Here is a 17,172-nt window from a genome sequence, read left to right as displayed (position 1 = left end):
TCGGGAGCTTCTCAGGCCGGCTTTACCGCTTCGCAAAGCAGGTGGTCGTATCTTCTGACGATTCTCACGTCGCTGAATCCGATGTTTTCAAGTATCTCCTTGTAGGCGTCCTGCGGTTTGAATCCCAGAACCGAGAACGGCATCCCGGCGCCAAGTATGTAGTGGCTCAGATAATCGAAGTTCGGATTTTCCTTGTCGTCGATAATCATGTCGAGAACAAGCAGCTTGCCGCCTGCTGGAAGTGCCGCATAGGCTTTTCTGCACATCATGTCGGTCAGCTGTTCGTTGGCCGAGTAGAGTATCCTGCAGAACATGACTGCGTCGGCCTCCGGATAAGTGTCCTTGTAGATATCGACAGCGGCACCTCTGAGGCGGCCATCGACACCTTTTTCGGCGGCATTTTCATTGACCAGCTCTATGGCGCCGGGGAGGTTGAGAATCGTCGACTGCAGCTGGGTGAATTTTTTCAGCAGTGCTGCGGAAATGTCTCCGATACCGCCACCCACATCGACCAGGGTCTTTGCCGCCGACAGGTCGGCTTCTTCGAGCAGCAGCTTGATTGCGAAGTGCGCATTGCTGCGGTGGATATCTTCGAAATACCAGTTGTCTTCGCGGGTAACCGGCGGATAGGGCACTTCTCCCTTGAAGTTGAGCTGCCCTTTCACTGCATCGGCCAGTTTCAGATAGAAGGTGTCGGAAAGGTGAGCCATGGCTTTTGCCACCGGAACCATATACAGGTTCGGCTGAGAAGCATCAGGAACAAACATGGCCCGTGCGAACGCCGTAAGGCTCCATTTTCCGTTTTCCTCGTTTGTCACGCCCATCTGGCGGAGAGCTTCGAGCAGCATGCCGAGCCTGGGAGGAACGGTGCCTGTAGCAGCGGCAAGAGTTCCGGTATCTTTTGCCTCATCGCCGAGTTGCGTAAAGAGGTCAAGTTCAAGAGCTGCCTTGAAACAGCCGAATTCCACAAGCCCTTTGAAAATAAGTTCGTTTGCCCTGTGGTTTTGCTTCAGTAACTCATTGTCGTTCATGGTACAGGTGAGGCTAAAGAGTTTAAGAAATTGAGAGGCACGGAAAGGCAGGTATTATTTTACCTTAAACTTTAATTTACCCCAAATTGACTTACGAAACAACTCAAAGGAATCATCTCATTATGTTATAATTGAAAGGTGAGGCGTTTCTGGCAAGGCCATGCTGTTACCGTAAAACAAAGGAGGTTTCAGATGCTTTCAAGTCTTTCAAAACTCACTGACGCCCAGATTGCCGAAGTACGCAAGCTTGAAGCTGACCTGGGCAAAACGCTGCTCTCTTTTTCCCGTTACGACGTAGTCGCCGCAAACCTTTCCGAAGCTGAGCTTTCCAGGGTACGTGAACTCGAGAAAAAAATCGGAACGGTGCTGATCGCGCTTGACCCGAAGTCCATCAGCGGGGCCTGAGCCCGATAATGCTTGCCATGCGTCCTGTCCTGCCTGCGTCGCGGCGGTAGGAATAAAACAGCTCGCTGTCGCCTGATGCGCAGAATGGCGAGGACTCTATCTGCCGCTCCGGCACTCCGGCACCGAGCAGTTGGGTCCTGTTGGCTCCGCCGAGATCGAGAAGCGCCTTTTTTTTCTCATGCGCAGCCGGAATGTGGTGAGCGGAAGGGAATTGTGCGGCAACGGCCATATCGACCTCATAGGAGGGCTGTGAAATTCCGGTGCCTATCCATGCAAAGAGATTTCCTGGATTCGAATGGAACTGCTGCTGCATGAGTTCGATGGTTTTCGCGACAATCGCTCCCGCAGTGCCTTTCCATCCGGCATGGATAGCCGCCACTGCCCGGTTTTCCGGATCGCAGAGCAGCACCGGGAAGCAGTCGGCGGTGAAAATGCAGAGATAGACGTCGCGGCTTGCGGTGACAAGGGCATCGTAGCCCCGGTAGCAGCCGGGGCGCCGTGCGTGAAGCACCCCGGTGCCGTGAACCTGATCGGAACCGGCAAGCCGTTCAGGCGCTATCTGCAGCGCCCGGCATAAAGCGGCAGTGTTTTCCCTGACGTTCTCCATGCTGTCTTCGGTGTTTCTTCCGAGATTGAGGCTTCCGAAAGGGGGCGGACTGACGCCGCCTTTCCTTGTTGTCTGCAGGGCGACAAGATCGTCGATGCCGCTGAATATTCCGGGGACAATGTATTCGGGTTGCATGGCCGGTTATTTTTCATGAATACCGATAAAACGTTATTATGCCGTGGTGCCCGTCCGCTCCCGGCCAAAGTCAAAATAACAGCTTTTTCGAAAGCAGGAGCTTTTCGTGAAGCGTTTTTTCCAAAACCGCTTCATGAGTCATGAGTCTTTGCAGTCCGAACATAACGGAAAGAGGGGGGTTATGAAACAACAGCCGGAGGATGAGCGCTACCAGGACTCTTTCGGGCGATCGCTCAGGGCGCTCTCCGAGTATATGGGACTTGGCGTTCAGATTGCCGCAAGTTTTGTTTTTTTTGTGCTTGCCGGTTACTGGGCAGATGAAAAGCTGGGGACATCTCCCCTGCTGCTGCTTGCCGGGGTCTTTATGGGGATGGCGGGCATGGTGCTCGTTCTCATGAAAACGCTTCGGATAGCGAACAGGAAAAAAAAGGGATAGAGGGTATTTTTTAAACCAAAGAAGCGATAGAAGAGGATGAAACCATTATTTGATTTTCTTATAAAGTTATGTATCTTGTCCGTCATTTTATGGGCGGTTATCTACTGGGGCATCGAACCGGGAAGTATCGATCTGCATGCAGTCTTTCTTGCTTGGGTCATGGTGGCAGCCAATGCCCTTGCCGGTTATGTGCTTTTCGACTATGCGTTTGACAGAGAATCGATTGTATTCACCAAGGTCGTTTTCGGAGGGTTGGCAATCCGCCTCCTTCTGCTCATGGTTCTGGTTGCGCTGATCATAGCGAGAGATTTCGTGGCGGTCTATGATTTTGTGCTGTCGTTTTTTGCTTTTTACTGCATCTATGTCATTGTTGAAATTCTCGGCTATCAAAAGAAAAACAAACAGAAAAAGAACGTTGCATGAAACCGGTAATCGTTAAACAGGCCAAAGCGTTTCTTAAAGTTCTCGCACTTGCCGTACCGCTTCTGATGAGTGCCGGCGTACCCTCGTCAGCCGCTCCTGCAGAGGTCGGTTCCGCTATGCACGACAGTGCGGCGGTGACCGCTGAAGCAGCCGGTGCGCACACCGAAGCTGCCGCTCACGGAGCCGAGGCTGGCCACAGTGAGAAGCCGGGCGATGTGATCATGCATCATATTCTCGACAGCAACGTATTCGCTTTCGAGCCGTTCGGAGAGGTGGAGCTGCCGAAAATCGTTGTCGGAGGTTTCGATATTTCGATCACCAAGCATGTCGTCATGATGTGGCTGGCTGCCGCTCTCGTCCTGATCGTCTTCGGCGCTGTCGGAAGCCAGTATGCAAAGATGACCTCGAAGGATGCTCCGAAAGGTCTGGCCAATGCCATGGAAGCGCTTGTTGATTTCATCCGCCTCGATGTGGCGAAGTCGAACATCGGCCCCGGCTACGAAAAACATCTGCCCTATCTGCTTACCGTATTTTTCTTCATTCTGCTCTGCAACGTTCTCGGTCTGGTGCCTTATGGAGCCACAGCGACAGGAAATGTCAACGTTACGCTTACGCTTGCGGTCTTCACCTTCTTCATTACCCAGGTGGCATCACTCAAGGCGCACGGCCTTAAGGGCTACGCCGCCCATCTTACCGCAGGAACGCACTGGTCGCTCTGGATTATCATGATTCCTATCGAAATTATCGGACTTTTCACCAAGCCGTTTGCTCTTACCGTTCGACTGTTCGCAAACATGACCGCCGGTCATATCGTCATCCTCAGCCTTATTTTCATCAGCTTCATCCTGAAAAGCTATATTGTGGCTGTTGCCGTATCGGTTCCGTTTTCTATATTCATCTACCTGCTGGAAATCTTTGTCGCATTTCTTCAGGCGTTCATTTTTACCATGCTTTCTGCCCTGTTCATAGGCCTTGCCACGGCACACGATGGACATGACGAGCATGAAGCGGGAGTAGCGCATCACTGACCGGAAACAGGTCGGGGATACTGTTTTGAAGGGAACTCTCCGGCAGATTGGAAATTTTTTACACTGCTCATAATTTACTCGCAAAACATACAACAAATAAACGGAGGTAATTACAAGATGGAAGGTTTGGGATTCTTAGGTGCCGGTATCGGCGCAGGTCTTGCTGTCATCGGTGCAGGTCTTGGTATCGGTAACATTGCCGCTTCAGCTGCAGAGGGTACTGCCCGTCAGCCGGAAGCAACTTCAGAGATCCGTACAACAATGATTATCGCGGCGGCCCTTATCGAAGGTGTTGCTCTGTTCGGTGAGGTTATCTGCGTTCTGCTTGCTCTCAAGTAAGCGGGAATTCATGTCTTAGGCTTTAATCAGAACATATCCCGATTGCGGCTGCTTCTTTCCGGGCGGGCCGCAGTCGGATATTTAATTCAACCCGTTAAAGGAACAGTGTTCATGCTTACGTCGGGAATCATACTTCTCAGCGGCGGTCTTTTAAGCCCGAACCCCGGACTTATTTTCTGGACTGCGGTAACCTTCGTTCTCGTCCTGCTTATTCTGAAAAAGCTTGCATGGGGGCCAATCATCACTGCGCTGGAAGAGAGGGAGAAAGGAATTCAGTCGGCAATCGACCGTGCTCACAATGCAAAGGATGAAGCTGAATCGATACTTCGCAAAAACAGGGAGACGCTGGCAAAAGCCGATGCCGAAGCCGAGCGGATCATTCGTGAAGGCAAGGAATACGGAGAAAAGCTTCGCTCCGAAATGACGGAAAAAGCGCACGAGGAAGCGAAAAAAATGATTACCTCTGCCAAAGAGGAGATCGAGCAGGAGAAGCTTCGTGCTCTTGACGTTCTGAGAAACGAGGTTGCAGATCTTGCGGTCATGGGTGCGGAGAAAATCATCAAATCCAGCCTCGATGCAGACATGCAGAAAAAAATTGTTGACAGCATGATTCAGGATCTTTCCTCAAAACGTAACTGAAAATTCCGCACGAAATGTCAAGTGTAATTGCAAGCAGGCGGTATGCATCAGCGCTCCTTTCCGCAGCAGAAGAGGGTCAGTTTCTTGAAGAGGCAACCGAGGCACTCAACAACATAAAGGAAACGCTCGATCACTCCCGTGATCTGGCTCATGCCCTTCGAAGCCCACTGATCAACGCAGACAAGAAAAAGCATATTCTCGAGGCGATTTTCAGTGAAAGCGCCGGTGAAAAAGTGATGATTTTTCTCATGCTTCTTGCTCAGAAGAAAAGAGCCGGTCAGATTCCCGAGATCGTCAACGAATTTCACAAGTTGCTTGACGAGCGAAACGGGGTCATAAACGTCGATGTCAAAAGCGCCGTGAAGCTGAGCGATGATCAGGCCAAAGAGCTGGTAAACAAGCTTGCCTCCTATACCGGCAAAAAAGTCCGGGCGAAAATGTCGCTTCAGGAGAACCTTCTCGGCGGCGTTACGGTAAAGATCGGGGACACTATCGTTGACGGCAGCGTCAGTCATCAGCTTCAGATGATGAAACAGTCACTGATGTCCGGCAAAATGTAAGCCAGCCGGAGAGGTGTACTGCACCAAAACATGAAAAATAGCCTGTACGCACTGCAGGCTATTTTTTTGTCCGTATTTTTTTTTGATATTCCTTTCAGCTGCAGGGAGTTCCCTGCATGCTTCCGGAAAGGGGCTTTAGCTCAGTTGGTAGAGCGTCTCGTTCGCAATGAGAAGGTCAGGGGTTCGACTCCCCTAAGCTCCACAGCGGTTGTTCCCGAAGTTTTCCTCCTCCCGATTGGGTTTTGTCTCTCCGAAGTCCGCCCCTCTTCCCGGTATCGCCTTCACTCTGCCCTTTTCTATCTTACAACGCAAGCGTGAGTCGCAGGGCTCTGTTTGTCCCCTCTGCGGGTTTTTTTTGTGGAAAAATTCGCGTAATAATTGTTAAGCATTGCCTGCCCGGTAATTCGGAGCTATATTCAACGGCATGTATGCAATAATGCTATACCGCATCCGGCAAGATGCCGGATTTTTATAATACGATCAAGAAAAAACGTTCAGGAGATGATTCTATGAAACACATGAAAAAAAACCTTACCGCCTTAGCACTGCTTGCGGCATTTCTTTTCCCTCTTTCTCTGGGCGCCATGGAGCCTGCTGCCACAAAAGACTCAAAGTCCGGGGCCGTCGTAGATAATACGAAAGGCCTTTTCGTTGTAATCACGGATTCCGATCCGATGACCCAGATGATGGCGCTGGTGCTTTCAACTCAAACCGTACTTCAGGGGAAAAGCGTTCAGATTCTGCTGTGCGGCCCTGCCGGTGACCTGGCGCTGCAGAAAAGCCGGGAGGTTATGATGAAGCCGCAGAACAAATCCCCTCAAATGCTGCTTGGCGATCTTATGGCCAAAGGAGTACCGGTCGAAGTCTGCCCGCTCTATCTGCCGAACAAGGGTAAAACGGAAGCGGATCTCGTCAAGGGAGTGAGTGTTGCCAAACCTCCGGTTGTCGCCCAGAAACTTCGAGCTGAAGGCATCAAGCTTTTTACCTTCTGACAGCTGTTTTTCTGTCTGCAGGCGCCGCGACTATCGCGGCTCCTGCAGATAGCCGTTTTTTTCTGTGCAATTCCAGCTTCCCCGGCATTCACCACTCCGCTTTGTTTTTCCTTTTTTCCGCATCTCCTGTTATGGGGTATTGCCGGGCGATTTACGATTTTCACGAGGCAGGGACTATCGGGATTTTCTGTGCGCCCAGGTATCTGCAAGGTGCTGCATTTGAAGGAATTACCGAAAAATGATGCTGCGGATTGATAATCAGGCAGGCAGGTTGTAAATTCATGTTCGGGTACTTTCCTGTACAGGCACTTCCTGTTTTCTGTTTATTTTGTATTATGCTGTTTAATTCAAACCCTATGGCCTAACGGAGTAACTATGTTTCGTCCCAGATTGACCCTGCGTTCAGCCCTGATGATAGTTCCGGTCTCTGCACTTCTGTTCTCTGCCTGCTCTTCTTCGAAGGTGTCGCTCGATTCGTCCGCTGCCGTTGAAGGCAGTTATGAAAAGGCCCTCGGCTACTACGGCAAGGAAGATTACGAAGATGCCGCTCTGGCGCTCGAACCGGTAATTTTCACCTCCCGCGCAACGGCACTCGAAGACGATATCCTGTTTCTGCTCGGACAGTCCTATTATAAATCAAAGCAGTATCTGCTTGCCGTCGATATGTTCACCCGTCTCCTGCAGCAGGTGCCCTCTTCGGCGTATGCCCGCCAGGCGCAGTTTCAGCTTGCGCAATCGCATGAACAACTCTCCACTCATTTTGAGCTCGATCACGAGCATACCCTGAAAGCCATTCAACAGTTTGCCATTTATCTGGATCTCTATCCGGGAAGGGATTCCGCACAGATTGCTGCCGATGTCGATATGTATCGGGAGATGGTGAAAGTCAACCCTTCCAACGAGGCCTACCGTGAACGGTACGCTGTGGCGCAGGCTGAACTCGAAAGCGGACAGTCGCAGGCCTATGCAGAAAAAACCATTGCCACTCTTCGTGAAAAACTTGCCAAAAATTCCTACTACATTGGCAGGCAGTATATCCAGCTGAAGAAGTACAAGGCTGCAGGTATTTATTTTGACGAAGTCATCAGGCGCTATCCCGATACCATCTACCTCGAACAGGCGTGGAAAGGCAGAATCGATGTACTGGTCAAAAGAAAGAAATGGTTTGATGCCGGTCAGGCGCTCGACCGCTATCTGCAGCTCTATCCGGATAAAGCCGACCAGATGCAGGGGACCCGCGACGAGATCATGAAGAATTTCAGCAACAGCTGAGACTTTCAGGGTGCACCTGGCTCTCTACGGAGGCTCGTTTGACCCTCCGCATAACGGACATCTGGCGCTCTGCCTTTTTGCCTCGGAGCTGCTCAGGGTGGATCGTCTGATTATTTCAGTTTCCAACAATCCCTTCAAGGGACGATACCTGGCCGCCGACGTGCACCGGAAAGGAATGGCACAGCTGCTCGCCGGCGAGCTGAGTCGTGTGGGTATTTCCGCAGAGGTAAGCGGCTGGGAGCTGGAGAAAAGGCAGCCTTCATTTACGATCGATCTTATCCGATATGTTCGCTCGGTTTACCCGCTCGATTCGCTGACTCTCCTGATCGGAGAAGACAGCTTCCGTGAAATCACCTCATGGAAGTCATGGCAGACTCTCTTTTCGCTCTGCCGGGTAGCAGTATTCAGAAGAAGTTCAGCACAGGAGCCCCTTCCTCCGGAGGTTTTCCCACCGGATTCTATCCGCTTCATCGATTTCGACTGTCCGATTTCGTCCACCATAGTCCGCCAGGCTGTTGTCGCAGGTCTTCCGGTCGCAGGTCTCCTCCCCTCATCGATCAGGCATTACATCGCAGAACACGGTCTTTACCGCACCGCGTAGTCAGGTATCATTACATCGATTCCGGGGCCGATATACCCAGAATCCTGAAGCCGTTCTGCAGAACCTGACGGGTTGCAAGCGACAGGAAGAGCCTTGCTGTGCAAATTTCAGGCTCCGCCTTCAGAATCGGACACTCCTGGTAGAATTTATGGTAGAGCTCCGCGATGGAGTGCAGGTATTCCACCATTTTCTGAGGTTCCAGAAGCCGGACGGCAGAGCGGATCATTTCCGGGTAATCGAGCAGAGCGAATCCGAGCTGGACTTCAGGCTCCGAGGTGAGTTCCTGCATCAGGTGCCGACCGGTTCCGTCCGGCTTGAATCCGGTTTCTTCGGCGGCCATCCTCAAGAGGCTGCAGATGCGCGCATGGGCGTACTGCAGGTAGAATACCGGGTTGTCCTTCGACTGTTTCTTGGCCAGTTCGATGTCGAAGTTCAGATGGGAATCCTTGCCGCGCATGATGAAGAACAGACGCGTGGCGTCGGCGCCCACATCGTCGATCAGCTCGTCGAGCAGGTCGGCGTTGCCTTTGCGGGTGGACATTTTCACGGTTTCGCCGTTCACCGTGGTGGTGACGAACTGGTTGATGGCGACCCGCATTTTCGAGGTATCGTGACCGAGGATGCGCAATGCCTCCACAACGTCAGGATACTCGTCGATGTGGTCAGCGCCGAATACGTTGACGATCAGATCGAATTTCCTGCGGTACTTGTCGAGATGGTAGGCGATATCCGGCAGGCGGTAGCTTGGTTCTCCTGAGGATTTTACCAGAACCTTGTCTTTTTCCTGTCCGAGTTTTGTCGTAAGAAACCAGGTCGCCCCGTCGTACCGTCCTATGAACCCTTTCGAGTTGAGCAGCTCAAGCACCTCGTCATTGGCAGATTTTCCGTTTTCCCTCACGGTGTAGAGGGTGTGCTCGTTGAAAAACGAGTCGTGGCGGATATCGATCCGTTCGAGGGTTTTTCTGATCGAACTGAAAATGATAGCTTCCGCGCTGTCCTTGAAAACCCCCAGATCAGTGCTGTCGACGAGGGCGGAGCCGTGTTCTGCGAAGAGCGTTTCAGCAATATCGCGGATATAGTCACCCTGGTAGTGCGTATCGGGGAACTTCCCGCCCTTTCCGCACCGTTCGAGATAGCGGTATCGTACCGATTCGCCCAGAATCTGCATCTGACGGCCGGCGTCGTTGAAATAGTACTCCCTGGTAACGGCATACCCCTGGGTTTCAAGCAGGTTCGCTATGCAGTCGCCCAGCACTCCGCCTCTTCCCCTCCCGATGGTGAGCGGTCCGGTCGGGTTTGCGCTGACATATTCGACAATAGCGTTCCGCCCCTTTCCGGTGCATGAGGATCCGTATCCCTTTCCTTCGACGAGAACATGCTCTACCGACTGCATGATGAAGGAGGGCTCCAGATAGAAGTTGATGAATCCAGGGCCGGCAACGGTTATTTTTTCGACGGTACCCTCCGGAAAGGTCATGCGTTCGATCAGCTCCGCAGCAAGATCTTTCGGATTTCTGCGGCACTCCTTCGAGAGCAGGAGCGCAATGTTGGTGGAGTAGTCGCCGTTTTTTTTATCGGCCGGCTTTTCAAGCTGAACGGGTTTTTCCGTCGTTATCGCTGCAGCCTGCATGGCGGTCTTGATGGCAGGAAGAAGGAACTCTTGCATCTCAATAGGTTATAGGGTTGCAGTACGGGATTCGTGAAGCCGGTCAAACAGGGCGACGGGATTCACCTGCAGGAAATCGTCGATGACGGCAATTATGTTGCTGCAGGGCGCGAAGGCCTCCGCGCCGTTCGTCGTGGTAACGGCCACGCAGTTCATTCCGGCCCTTGCCGCGGCCTCTATGCCCGGCATGGCATCCTCGAAAACGATGCAGTCGGCCGGTTCAGCTCCGAGCAGTTCGGCTGCCCTGAGAAAGATGTCGGGAGCGGGTTTTCCGTTTTTGACCTGATGGGAACCGACCACGGCCTGAAAAAAGTGTGAGGCCTCGAGAAGATCGAGCACATAGGCCGTGTTTTTGGCTCCCGAGCCGGTTCCCACGCCGAGCCGTATTCCCGCCTGACTGGCTTTTTCAAGAAACGGAAGCAGTCCCGGCGCCGGCGCGATGCGGCCGCGGGAGTTGACCCGGTAGAGAAAGTCCTTCAGCTCCGTCAGGCGCTCGGCCTCGGAAGCGCTTATGTCGGGGTCAAGAAAATAGCGGAGTACGTCAGCTCCTTTCATGCCTGCGGTTTCGACGAGATAGCGCTCGGGGTCGAGGCCTTCAAGACCGAAGTCACGGAACAGTTCGACCCATGACTCGGCGTGAAAGCGCATGTTGTCGGTCAGAACGCCGTCCATGTCGAAAATAAATGCCTGTCTCCTTGCTGGTAGTGTCATCGGGTCTCTTGATCGGATTGTTAGCTGATGCCGGAAGCGGGGGTCTCGTTCAGCCGAGCTCCATGGCGGCACGGACTTCCTGCATGGTTTGCGATGCCCGGGTTCTGGCTTTTTTCTCCCCTTCGAGCAGGATATCCTTTACCAGATCTATGTGGGCCTCATAGTAGCGGCGTTTCTCAAGCAGCGGCTCCAGCTCCGCCGATATGGCGCTTGCGCAGAGTTTCTTGCAGTCGACACAGCCCAGAGCGCCGGAACGGCAGCCGGCTTCGATTTCCGCAAGCTCCGGCGCGGGGGTGAAGCGCTGGTGATAGCTGAACACGGTGCACACTTCCGGACGTCCCGGATCGTTTCTCCGGACTTTCAGGGTATCGGTCACCGCGTTGCGGACCTTTTTGAAGACCTCTTCGGGCGGGTCGGACAGCAGTATCGTGTTGCCGAGCGACTTCGACATCTTCGCCTTGCCGTCGAGCCCCACCAGTCGCGAAAATTTGGTGATTTTCGGTTCCGGTTCAGGGAACACCTCTCCGAGTTCGGGATGCGGGTAGTGGAAGTTGAATTTTCGTGCGATCTCGCGGGTTATTTCCACGTGAGGAATCTGGTCTTCGCCTACCGGTACCACGTTGCCCTTGTAGAGCAGGATGTCGGCCGCCTGCAGCACCGGATAGCCGAGATGGCCGTAGGTCAGCGATTCCATGTTCAGGTCGCGCACCTGCTCCTTCAGCGTCGGATTGCGTTCGAGCCGGGCGGAGGTGATCAGCATGGCGAAAAGCAGGAACAGTTCGGCGTGCTCCTTCACCTGCGACTGGCGGAAAACGGGACTTTTATCGGGATCGATGCCGGCGGCAAGCCAGTCGAGCAGCATTTCGATGGTGTTCAGGTATGCGTCGGAAGTTTCAAGCGACGTGGTCAGGATGTGGTAATCCGCTATGAGAAACCAGGTTTCGTAGACTCTTGAACCGTCCTCTGCGAGCAGGTTCTGGTAGTGAATCCAGTTTTCAAGTGCGCCGGTGAAGTGTCCGAGGTGCAGTTTGCCGGTTGGCCGCATCCCGCTTAAAATGCGAAGAGTACCCATAAAAAAGATGTCCGCCGCCGGTATTGGTAGATAAAAAACTGCCCCTTGCGGCGCTGTCGCAGTAGTTTGCCGTTATCGTGAACCGGTACCGCTTTGAACTGCAACGGTGCCCGGGTGCCTATGAAGTTATAACAGTTGCAAGAAAGATAAAAGACCTTTGTTTGTTTTTTGTTTTCATTACACTATATTGAGCCACTTGTTTCGTTTTCTTGACACAAAAAGAGTTCTGAAACAGCTATATTTAGAGAGTAAGTCCTATACAACATTCGGTTGCCCAACCATGTCAGATCCGGAAGGAAGCAGCATCCGGCAATTCGAATGTGTGATATAGTAAGCTTACTCTCTTTTTTTTTGAACAATTATAACTCTACGGAAGGCAACTATGGAATCGGGGATCAGAAAAGAGGAACTGCTCAACGCGCCGGTCAGGCATATCGATATCAAGAGTCTCAATATAGTACCGCTTATAGACCAGATGGCCGATACCGCCTTTCAGGCCCGCAACCTTGCCCGTGCCGCCTCCATCCTCGACCTCATGCAGCAGGACAGGGAGTGCGCCGTCATTCTCACGCTTGCCGGTTCGCTCATCAGCGCCGGACTGAAGCAGGTCATCATCGACATGCTCGACAACCACATGGTTGACGCCATCGTCTCCACCGGCGCCAACATCGTCGATCAGGACTTTTTCGAAGCGCTCGGCTTCAAACACTACAAAGGCACCCCGTTCATCGACGACGCCATCCTGCGCGACCTGCACGTGGACCGCATCTACGACACCTATATTGACGAGGACGATCTGCGCGTCTGCGACGAAACCACGGGCAAAATCGCCGACTCCATGCAGCCCGGAGCATACTCCTCGCGCGAGTTCATCATCGAAATGGCAAAATATATCGAGCGGAACAACCTCGACAAAAACTCCATCGTCTATAAAGCGTACGAAAAGGGCGTACCGATTTTCTGCCCGGCATTCAGCGACTGTTCGGCAGGCTTCGGTCTGGTGCACCACCAATGGCACAACCCCGATAACCATGTGGCCATCGACTCCGTGAAGGATTTCCGCGAACTCACAAAGGTCAAGATCGAGAACGACAGGACCGGCATATTCATGATCGGCGGCGGCGTGCCGAAGAACTTCACGCAGGACATCGTGGTGGCGGCCGAAGTGCTGGGCTACGAGGATGTCTCCATGCACACCTACGCCGTGCAGATCACCGTTGCCGACGAGCGCGACGGCGCACTTTCCGGCTCAACCCTCAAAGAGGCCAGCTCATGGGGCAAGGTCGATACCGTCTACGAGCAGATGGTGTTTGCCGAAGCCACCGTCGCCATGCCGCTCATCGCAGGCTACGCCTATCACAAACGCAACTGGGAAGGGCGTGCGGCAAAGAACTTCAACGCCATGCTCGACAAAGAGAGCGTCGGCGCATAACCGCTCATAACGAAGTAAAGGGGGCCCTGATGAAATTCTTCATCGATACCGCCAATCTCGACGAAATCCGTTCAGCCGCCGAACTCGGTGTGCTGGACGGCGTCACCACCAACCCGTCGCTTATTGCGAAGATAGTCGGCGACCCGTCGAACTTCACCTACAGCGACTTCAAGGCGCACATCCGGCGCATCTGCGACATCGTCGACGGTCCGGTCAGCGCCGAGGTCACCTGCCTCAAGGCCGAGGAGATGATCGCCCAGGGAGAGGACCTCTCGGCGATCCACGAGAACGTGGTGGTCAAATGCCCGCTCACCATCGACGGCCTGAAGGCCATCAAACACCTCTCCGCCTGTGGCATCCGCACCAACGCCACGCTGGTATTCTCGCCGAACCAGGCGCTGCTTGCCGCCAAGGCCGGCGCGGACTACGTGAGCCCCTTCGTGGGCCGGCTCGACGACATCAGCACCGACGGCATGGAGCTTGTCGAGCAGATCGTCACCATATTCGACAACTACGGCTACCCGACCGAGGTGATCGTGGCCAGCGTGCGCCATCCGCAGCATGTGGTCACCGCCGCCATGATGGGCGCCGACATCGTCACCCTTCCCTACAGCGTCATCAAACAGCTCGCCAACCACCCGCTCACCGACGCGGGGCTGAAAAAGTTCATGGATGATGCGGCGGTGATGAAGAAGTAACTGCTCCAGGCACCCATAGTTCTCTCAAGCCGGAATGCCCTGCATCTCCGGCTTTTTTTATTGCTGTTTCGCGATGCCTGTCTGTCCGCATTTTCTGTTGATTATTGTTCATATATTCTTTATGTTCAATAATAATGAACAAAAAAAATAATGAACATAACCGGGTTGCCGTGAACCAGACTGAAGTCCTGCGGAAGGCGATGGATGCCCTGCAGGCGCTTGTTCCTGTGGAATATGCGCTTGAACAGGCAGACGATCCATATGACCGGGGATACGACTTCATTGTTCAGGCAAAGATATACGGAAAGGAGTTCGTCTGGTGTGTCGAGGTCAGGAAGCGGCTTGCCAAAGCGGAGGAGCCGCAGGTTCTGATGAAAAAGGGCAAGATGCCGCATCCGCACCTGCTGGCGACAGGGTATGTCCCCTTCGAAGCAGCCGCAAGATTGCGCGAAGTCGGCATTCAGTTCATCGATACGGTCGGAAATGCATTCATCGATCAGCCTCCGTTGTTGATCTTCGTCAAAGGCAACAGGCCCGAAAAGGATGAACCGGCACCAACCGCAGCTCGTCTTTTCAAAGGGGTCGGCCTGAAGATCGTCTATCTTCTTCTGTGCAGACCGGAACTGGTTGACTGGCCGTATCGAAAGATTGCAGGGATGACGGGCGTCGCCCTGGGGACGGTAAACGGCACCATGACCGAAATGATCCGGAGAGGCTTTGTTCTCGACTTGGGGAAAAAGGGGAAGCGGCTTCTGGAAAGGAAGACGCTTTTTGAGCGTTGGGTCGCGGCGTATCCCGACTACCTGAAGCCAAAACTGTTGCTCGGGCGCTTCAGGGGTGATGGAGAGTGGTGGAAGGATGCCCGGCTTGATCCCGACCTTGCCCAGTGGGGAGGAGAGGTTGCAGCAGCGAAACTGACCGGATACCTTAAGCCGGGGACGCTCACGCTGTATGCGGACAGAATGCGCATGGCAGAGCTGGTGGTCGCCAACAGGCTGAAAAAAGATCCTCATGGCAACGTAGAGATACTCGAACGGTTCTGGCCTCCGGAGAATGGATTCGGTGAAGCTGATGTCGCGCATCCGGTCATCATCTATGCCGACCTTGCAGCGACAGGCGATCAGCGAACCATGGAAACCGCAACATTGATTTATGAACAGTATCTCGATCGATATTTCAGGCAGGATTGACCCCGAAAGGATAGCTGTTCTCAGGGGTATCAAGGATGTTGCCGACGAACTCGGCATACGTTTCTTTGTGGTTGGGGCTTTTGCTCGAGACGTGATTTTTGAACATATCCACAGGATTCCAGCTCCCCGAATAACTGAAGATATCGATATCGGCGTTGAGGTGGCAAGCTGGGAAGAATTCCATCGTCTGACTGGCACCATGAGCGAACGAGATCTTCTGGACCCGACGACATTACCGTACCGCTTCAGTGCACGGAGGTTTCCCGCAGTTGTAGACATTGTGCCATACGGGGTGATAAGCGGCCAGACGAAGAGCATCAGTTGGCCTCCTGACCACCAGCGGGTCATGAGCTTGCTCGGGTTTGAAGAGGCCTGTCAATCAGCATTGAGGGTGCAGTTCAGTACGGAACCGCCTCTGGGGATACTTGTGCCATCAGTGCCGGCTCTGGCGATCATGAAGATCATATCCTGGAACGATGCATACCCGAGCCGCGACCGGGATGCCAGCGATCTGCTCTTTATACTTGAAAGCTATGGTTCGACGGATGTTCTGTCGAAATTGTACGAATTTCATATACCCTTGCTTACCGAGGAAGAGTTTGACCCACGGTTTGCTTCCGTTCGGCTGCTCGGTCGGGAGATTGCACTGTTGGGCAGAGTGGAAACCGTAAGGACGATCGAGGAGATTCTTGAACGCGAAACTGACGAAGACCGGAGTTTGAGAATGCTCGCAGATATGGTCAGGGGAGTATCATTCCGGAGTGACAACATTCAGGCTGCCCTGCAACTCCTGAAAAAGCTTCTGCAGGGAATTAAGGAGGAAAGGTCAAGGGATTGTCCGTGATGAAAACGAAGCTGCTCCGGGCACCCATAGTTCTCTCAAGCCGGAATGCCCTGCAACTCCGGCTTTTTTTATCAGTGCTGATCATCACTGAGGCTTTTTGATGCTGTGGTCACAGCATCGATCTTTACCCGGATGTTGGCTGCCGATAAACTATGAAATAGCTTTTTGTGTATGGATTTTTGTATTTTTACAGCAAGTTCAGCCAGACTGAGATTTCTTTTTTCCGCTTCATATCATTGGTTCATTAAATCGGTTATTATAAAGACGACCACACTATGAATGAACAATGAAAGTCGCTGTTAACGCACAAGTCCTTGAATGGGCGTTAGACCGTTCCCGGCGAAGAGAAAGCCTGGAACGGAAATTTCCGAAGCTTTCCGGCTGGCGGGACGGGGATGCATTGCCGACTTTCCGGCAATTGCAGGATTTTGCGAAAGCGGCTGCCGTGCCTTTTGGCTATCTCCTTTTACAGAAGCCTCCTGTCGAGCAACTGCCTGTCGCCAATTTCCGGACAGTTTCGGCTGAATCCGGATCCGGGTTAAGTCCCGAACTGATCGATACCATCCAGGCAATGCAACGCAGGCAGGTCTGGATGAGAGAGTATCTTATCGCTGAAGGGCATGACCGTCTGCCATTTGTGGGTTCCCGCCGGATTGACACTGAGCCTGCCGAAATTGCCCGAAATATCAGGGCTGTTCTTGGTATCGACGAAAGCTGGGCAGCGAATCAGCCAAACTGGGGTGAGGCTTTGAGAGCGTTGATTGGAAAAGTCGAAAATGCCGGTATCCTGGTCATGTCCAACGGGATCGTCGAGAACAACACGCATCGGAAACTCGATCCGCAGGAATTCCGCGGTTTTGTGCTCGTTGACGATTATGCTCCACTTGTGTTCCTCAATGGTGTGGATGGAAAAGCTGCGCGAATGTTCACTCTTGCGCATGAGCTTGCCCACATTTGGATTGGCGTCAGTGCAGCCTTCGATTTGCGGGATTTGCAGCCTGCAGACAATGATAACGAACGGGCCTGCAACCTCATAGCGGCAGAATTTCTTGTCCCTTCTACCGTTCTTGCGGAATTCTGGCCGCAGGTTC

General features: G+C 53.1%; 20 protein-coding genes, 1 tRNA gene and 1 other RNA gene. 17 read left to right on the top strand and 5 right to left on the bottom strand.

Annotated features, from left to right (window positions below):
• Positions 1-11: 11 nt before the first annotated feature.
• On the bottom strand, positions 12-1,031 hold the full coding sequence (bchU, locus tag K9G39_RS01155) for a bacteriochlorophyllide d C-20 methyltransferase BchU (RefSeq protein WP_292003091.1): 1,020 nt from the start codon (positions 1,029-1,031) through the stop codon (positions 12-14).
• 192 nt (positions 1,032-1,223) lie between these two features.
• Between bchU and K9G39_RS01150 the strand changes: the two genes are divergently transcribed.
• The gene (locus tag K9G39_RS01150) at positions 1,224-1,436 is read left to right on the top strand and encodes a hypothetical protein (protein ID WP_292003090.1); all 213 of its coding nucleotides are present in this window, start codon (positions 1,224-1,226) and stop codon (positions 1,434-1,436) included.
• On the opposite strand, the gene pgeF is transcribed toward K9G39_RS01150, so the two are convergent.
• Complete coding sequence (gene pgeF, locus K9G39_RS01145) at positions 1,423-2,178, bottom strand: peptidoglycan editing factor PgeF (RefSeq protein WP_292003089.1); 756 nt, start codon at positions 2,176-2,178, stop codon at positions 1,423-1,425. The genes K9G39_RS01150 and pgeF overlap by 14 nt on opposite strands.
• Before the next feature lie 181 nt (positions 2,179-2,359).
• Here pgeF and K9G39_RS01140 point away from each other — a divergent pair, with 181 nt between their 5' ends.
• The 10 genes from K9G39_RS01140 (at position 2,360) to nadD (ending at position 8,468) form a co-directional block, all read left to right on the top strand.
• On the top strand, positions 2,360-2,614 hold the full coding sequence (locus tag K9G39_RS01140; RefSeq protein WP_292003088.1) for an AtpZ/AtpI family protein: 255 nt from the start codon (positions 2,360-2,362) through the stop codon (positions 2,612-2,614).
• A gap of 36 nt (positions 2,615-2,650) precedes the next feature.
• Positions 2,651-3,037, top strand: coding sequence for a hypothetical protein (locus K9G39_RS01135; protein WP_292003087.1), 387 nt, complete (start codon positions 2,651-2,653; stop codon positions 3,035-3,037).
• Entirely contained in the window at positions 3,034-4,065 is a 1,032-nt protein-coding gene (locus K9G39_RS01130; RefSeq protein WP_292003086.1) for a F0F1 ATP synthase subunit A, read from the top strand. Before K9G39_RS01135 ends, K9G39_RS01130 begins: the two co-directional genes overlap by 4 nt.
• Positions 4,066-4,182: 117 nt before the next feature.
• Complete coding sequence (atpE, locus tag K9G39_RS01125; protein ID WP_012467373.1) at positions 4,183-4,404, top strand: ATP synthase F0 subunit C; 222 nt, start codon at positions 4,183-4,185, stop codon at positions 4,402-4,404.
• A 111-nt stretch (positions 4,405-4,515) separates the two neighbouring features.
• The gene (locus K9G39_RS01120; RefSeq protein WP_292003085.1) at positions 4,516-5,043 is read left to right on the top strand and encodes a F0F1 ATP synthase subunit B; all 528 of its coding nucleotides are present in this window, start codon (positions 4,516-4,518) and stop codon (positions 5,041-5,043) included.
• Between the two features lie 14 nt (positions 5,044-5,057).
• Positions 5,058-5,603: a F0F1 ATP synthase subunit delta gene (locus tag K9G39_RS01115; RefSeq protein ID WP_292003084.1), complete on the top strand. Its 546-nt coding sequence runs from the start codon at positions 5,058-5,060 to the stop codon at positions 5,601-5,603.
• Between the two features lie 129 nt (positions 5,604-5,732).
• A tRNA-Ala gene (locus K9G39_RS01110) sits at positions 5,733-5,805 on the top strand.
• Positions 5,806-6,112: 307 nt separating this feature from the next.
• Complete coding sequence (locus tag K9G39_RS01105) at positions 6,113-6,595, top strand: hypothetical protein (RefSeq protein ID WP_292003083.1); 483 nt, start codon at positions 6,113-6,115, stop codon at positions 6,593-6,595.
• A 375-nt stretch (positions 6,596-6,970) separates the two neighbouring features.
• A complete protein-coding gene (bamD, locus tag K9G39_RS01100) occupies positions 6,971-7,867 on the top strand; it encodes an outer membrane protein assembly factor BamD (protein WP_292003082.1) in 897 nt (298 codons plus the stop codon).
• Between the two features lie 10 nt (positions 7,868-7,877).
• Positions 7,878-8,468, top strand: a complete 591-nt coding sequence (gene nadD / locus K9G39_RS01095) for a nicotinate (nicotinamide) nucleotide adenylyltransferase (RefSeq protein ID WP_292003081.1) — start codon at positions 7,878-7,880, stop codon at positions 8,466-8,468.
• A 10-nt stretch (positions 8,469-8,478) separates the two neighbouring features.
• Here nadD and argS read toward each other — a convergent pair whose 3' ends face one another.
• Genes argS through trpS form a run of 3 tightly spaced genes read right to left on the bottom strand, consistent with a single transcriptional unit; the run spans position 8,479 to position 11,917 of the window.
• Positions 8,479-10,134, bottom strand: coding sequence for an arginine--tRNA ligase (argS, locus tag K9G39_RS01090; protein ID WP_292003080.1), 1,656 nt, complete (start codon positions 10,132-10,134; stop codon positions 8,479-8,481).
• A gap of 9 nt (positions 10,135-10,143) precedes the next feature.
• Complete coding sequence (locus K9G39_RS01085; protein ID WP_292003079.1) at positions 10,144-10,845, bottom strand: beta-phosphoglucomutase family hydrolase; 702 nt, start codon at positions 10,843-10,845, stop codon at positions 10,144-10,146.
• Positions 10,846-10,894: 49 nt separating this feature from the next.
• Positions 10,895-11,917 (bottom strand): tryptophan--tRNA ligase, encoded by a 1,023-nt coding sequence (gene trpS / locus K9G39_RS01080; protein WP_292003078.1) that lies wholly within the window; start codon positions 11,915-11,917, stop codon positions 10,895-10,897.
• A 246-nt stretch (positions 11,918-12,163) separates the two neighbouring features.
• Here trpS and ffs point away from each other — a divergent pair.
• From ffs to K9G39_RS01050, 6 genes are all read left to right on the top strand, one after another.
• Positions 12,164-12,262, top strand: an RNA gene (gene ffs / locus K9G39_RS01075) — signal recognition particle sRNA small type.
• Positions 12,263-12,299: 37 nt separating this feature from the next.
• Entirely contained in the window at positions 12,300-13,349 is a 1,050-nt protein-coding gene (locus K9G39_RS01070) for a deoxyhypusine synthase (protein ID WP_292003077.1), read from the top strand.
• Positions 13,350-13,378: 29 nt separating this feature from the next.
• Positions 13,379-14,047 (top strand): fructose-6-phosphate aldolase, encoded by a 669-nt coding sequence (gene fsa / locus K9G39_RS01065; RefSeq protein WP_292003076.1) that lies wholly within the window; start codon positions 13,379-13,381, stop codon positions 14,045-14,047.
• A 170-nt stretch (positions 14,048-14,217) separates the two neighbouring features.
• Positions 14,218-15,237 carry a type IV toxin-antitoxin system AbiEi family antitoxin gene (locus K9G39_RS01060; protein ID WP_292003075.1) on the top strand — a complete coding sequence of 340 codons (1,020 nt, stop codon included), beginning with the start codon at positions 14,218-14,220 and terminating at the stop codon, positions 15,235-15,237.
• A complete protein-coding gene (locus K9G39_RS01055) occupies positions 15,200-16,081 on the top strand; it encodes a nucleotidyl transferase AbiEii/AbiGii toxin family protein (RefSeq protein ID WP_292003074.1) in 882 nt (293 codons plus the stop codon). Before K9G39_RS01060 ends, K9G39_RS01055 begins: the two co-directional genes overlap by 38 nt.
• A gap of 286 nt (positions 16,082-16,367) precedes the next feature.
• Positions 16,368-17,172, top strand: an 805-nt coding sequence (locus tag K9G39_RS01050) for an ImmA/IrrE family metallo-endopeptidase (protein WP_292003073.1), incomplete at its 3' end; no start/stop codon positions are given.

The sequence above is a fragment of the Chlorobium sp. genome (assembly GCF_021740465.1).
Lineage (GTDB): Bacteria > Bacteroidota > Chlorobiia > Chlorobiales > Chlorobiaceae > Chlorobium.
Note: the sequence above shows the minus strand (reverse complement) of the source record. Positions and strands in the feature narration are given on the sequence as shown.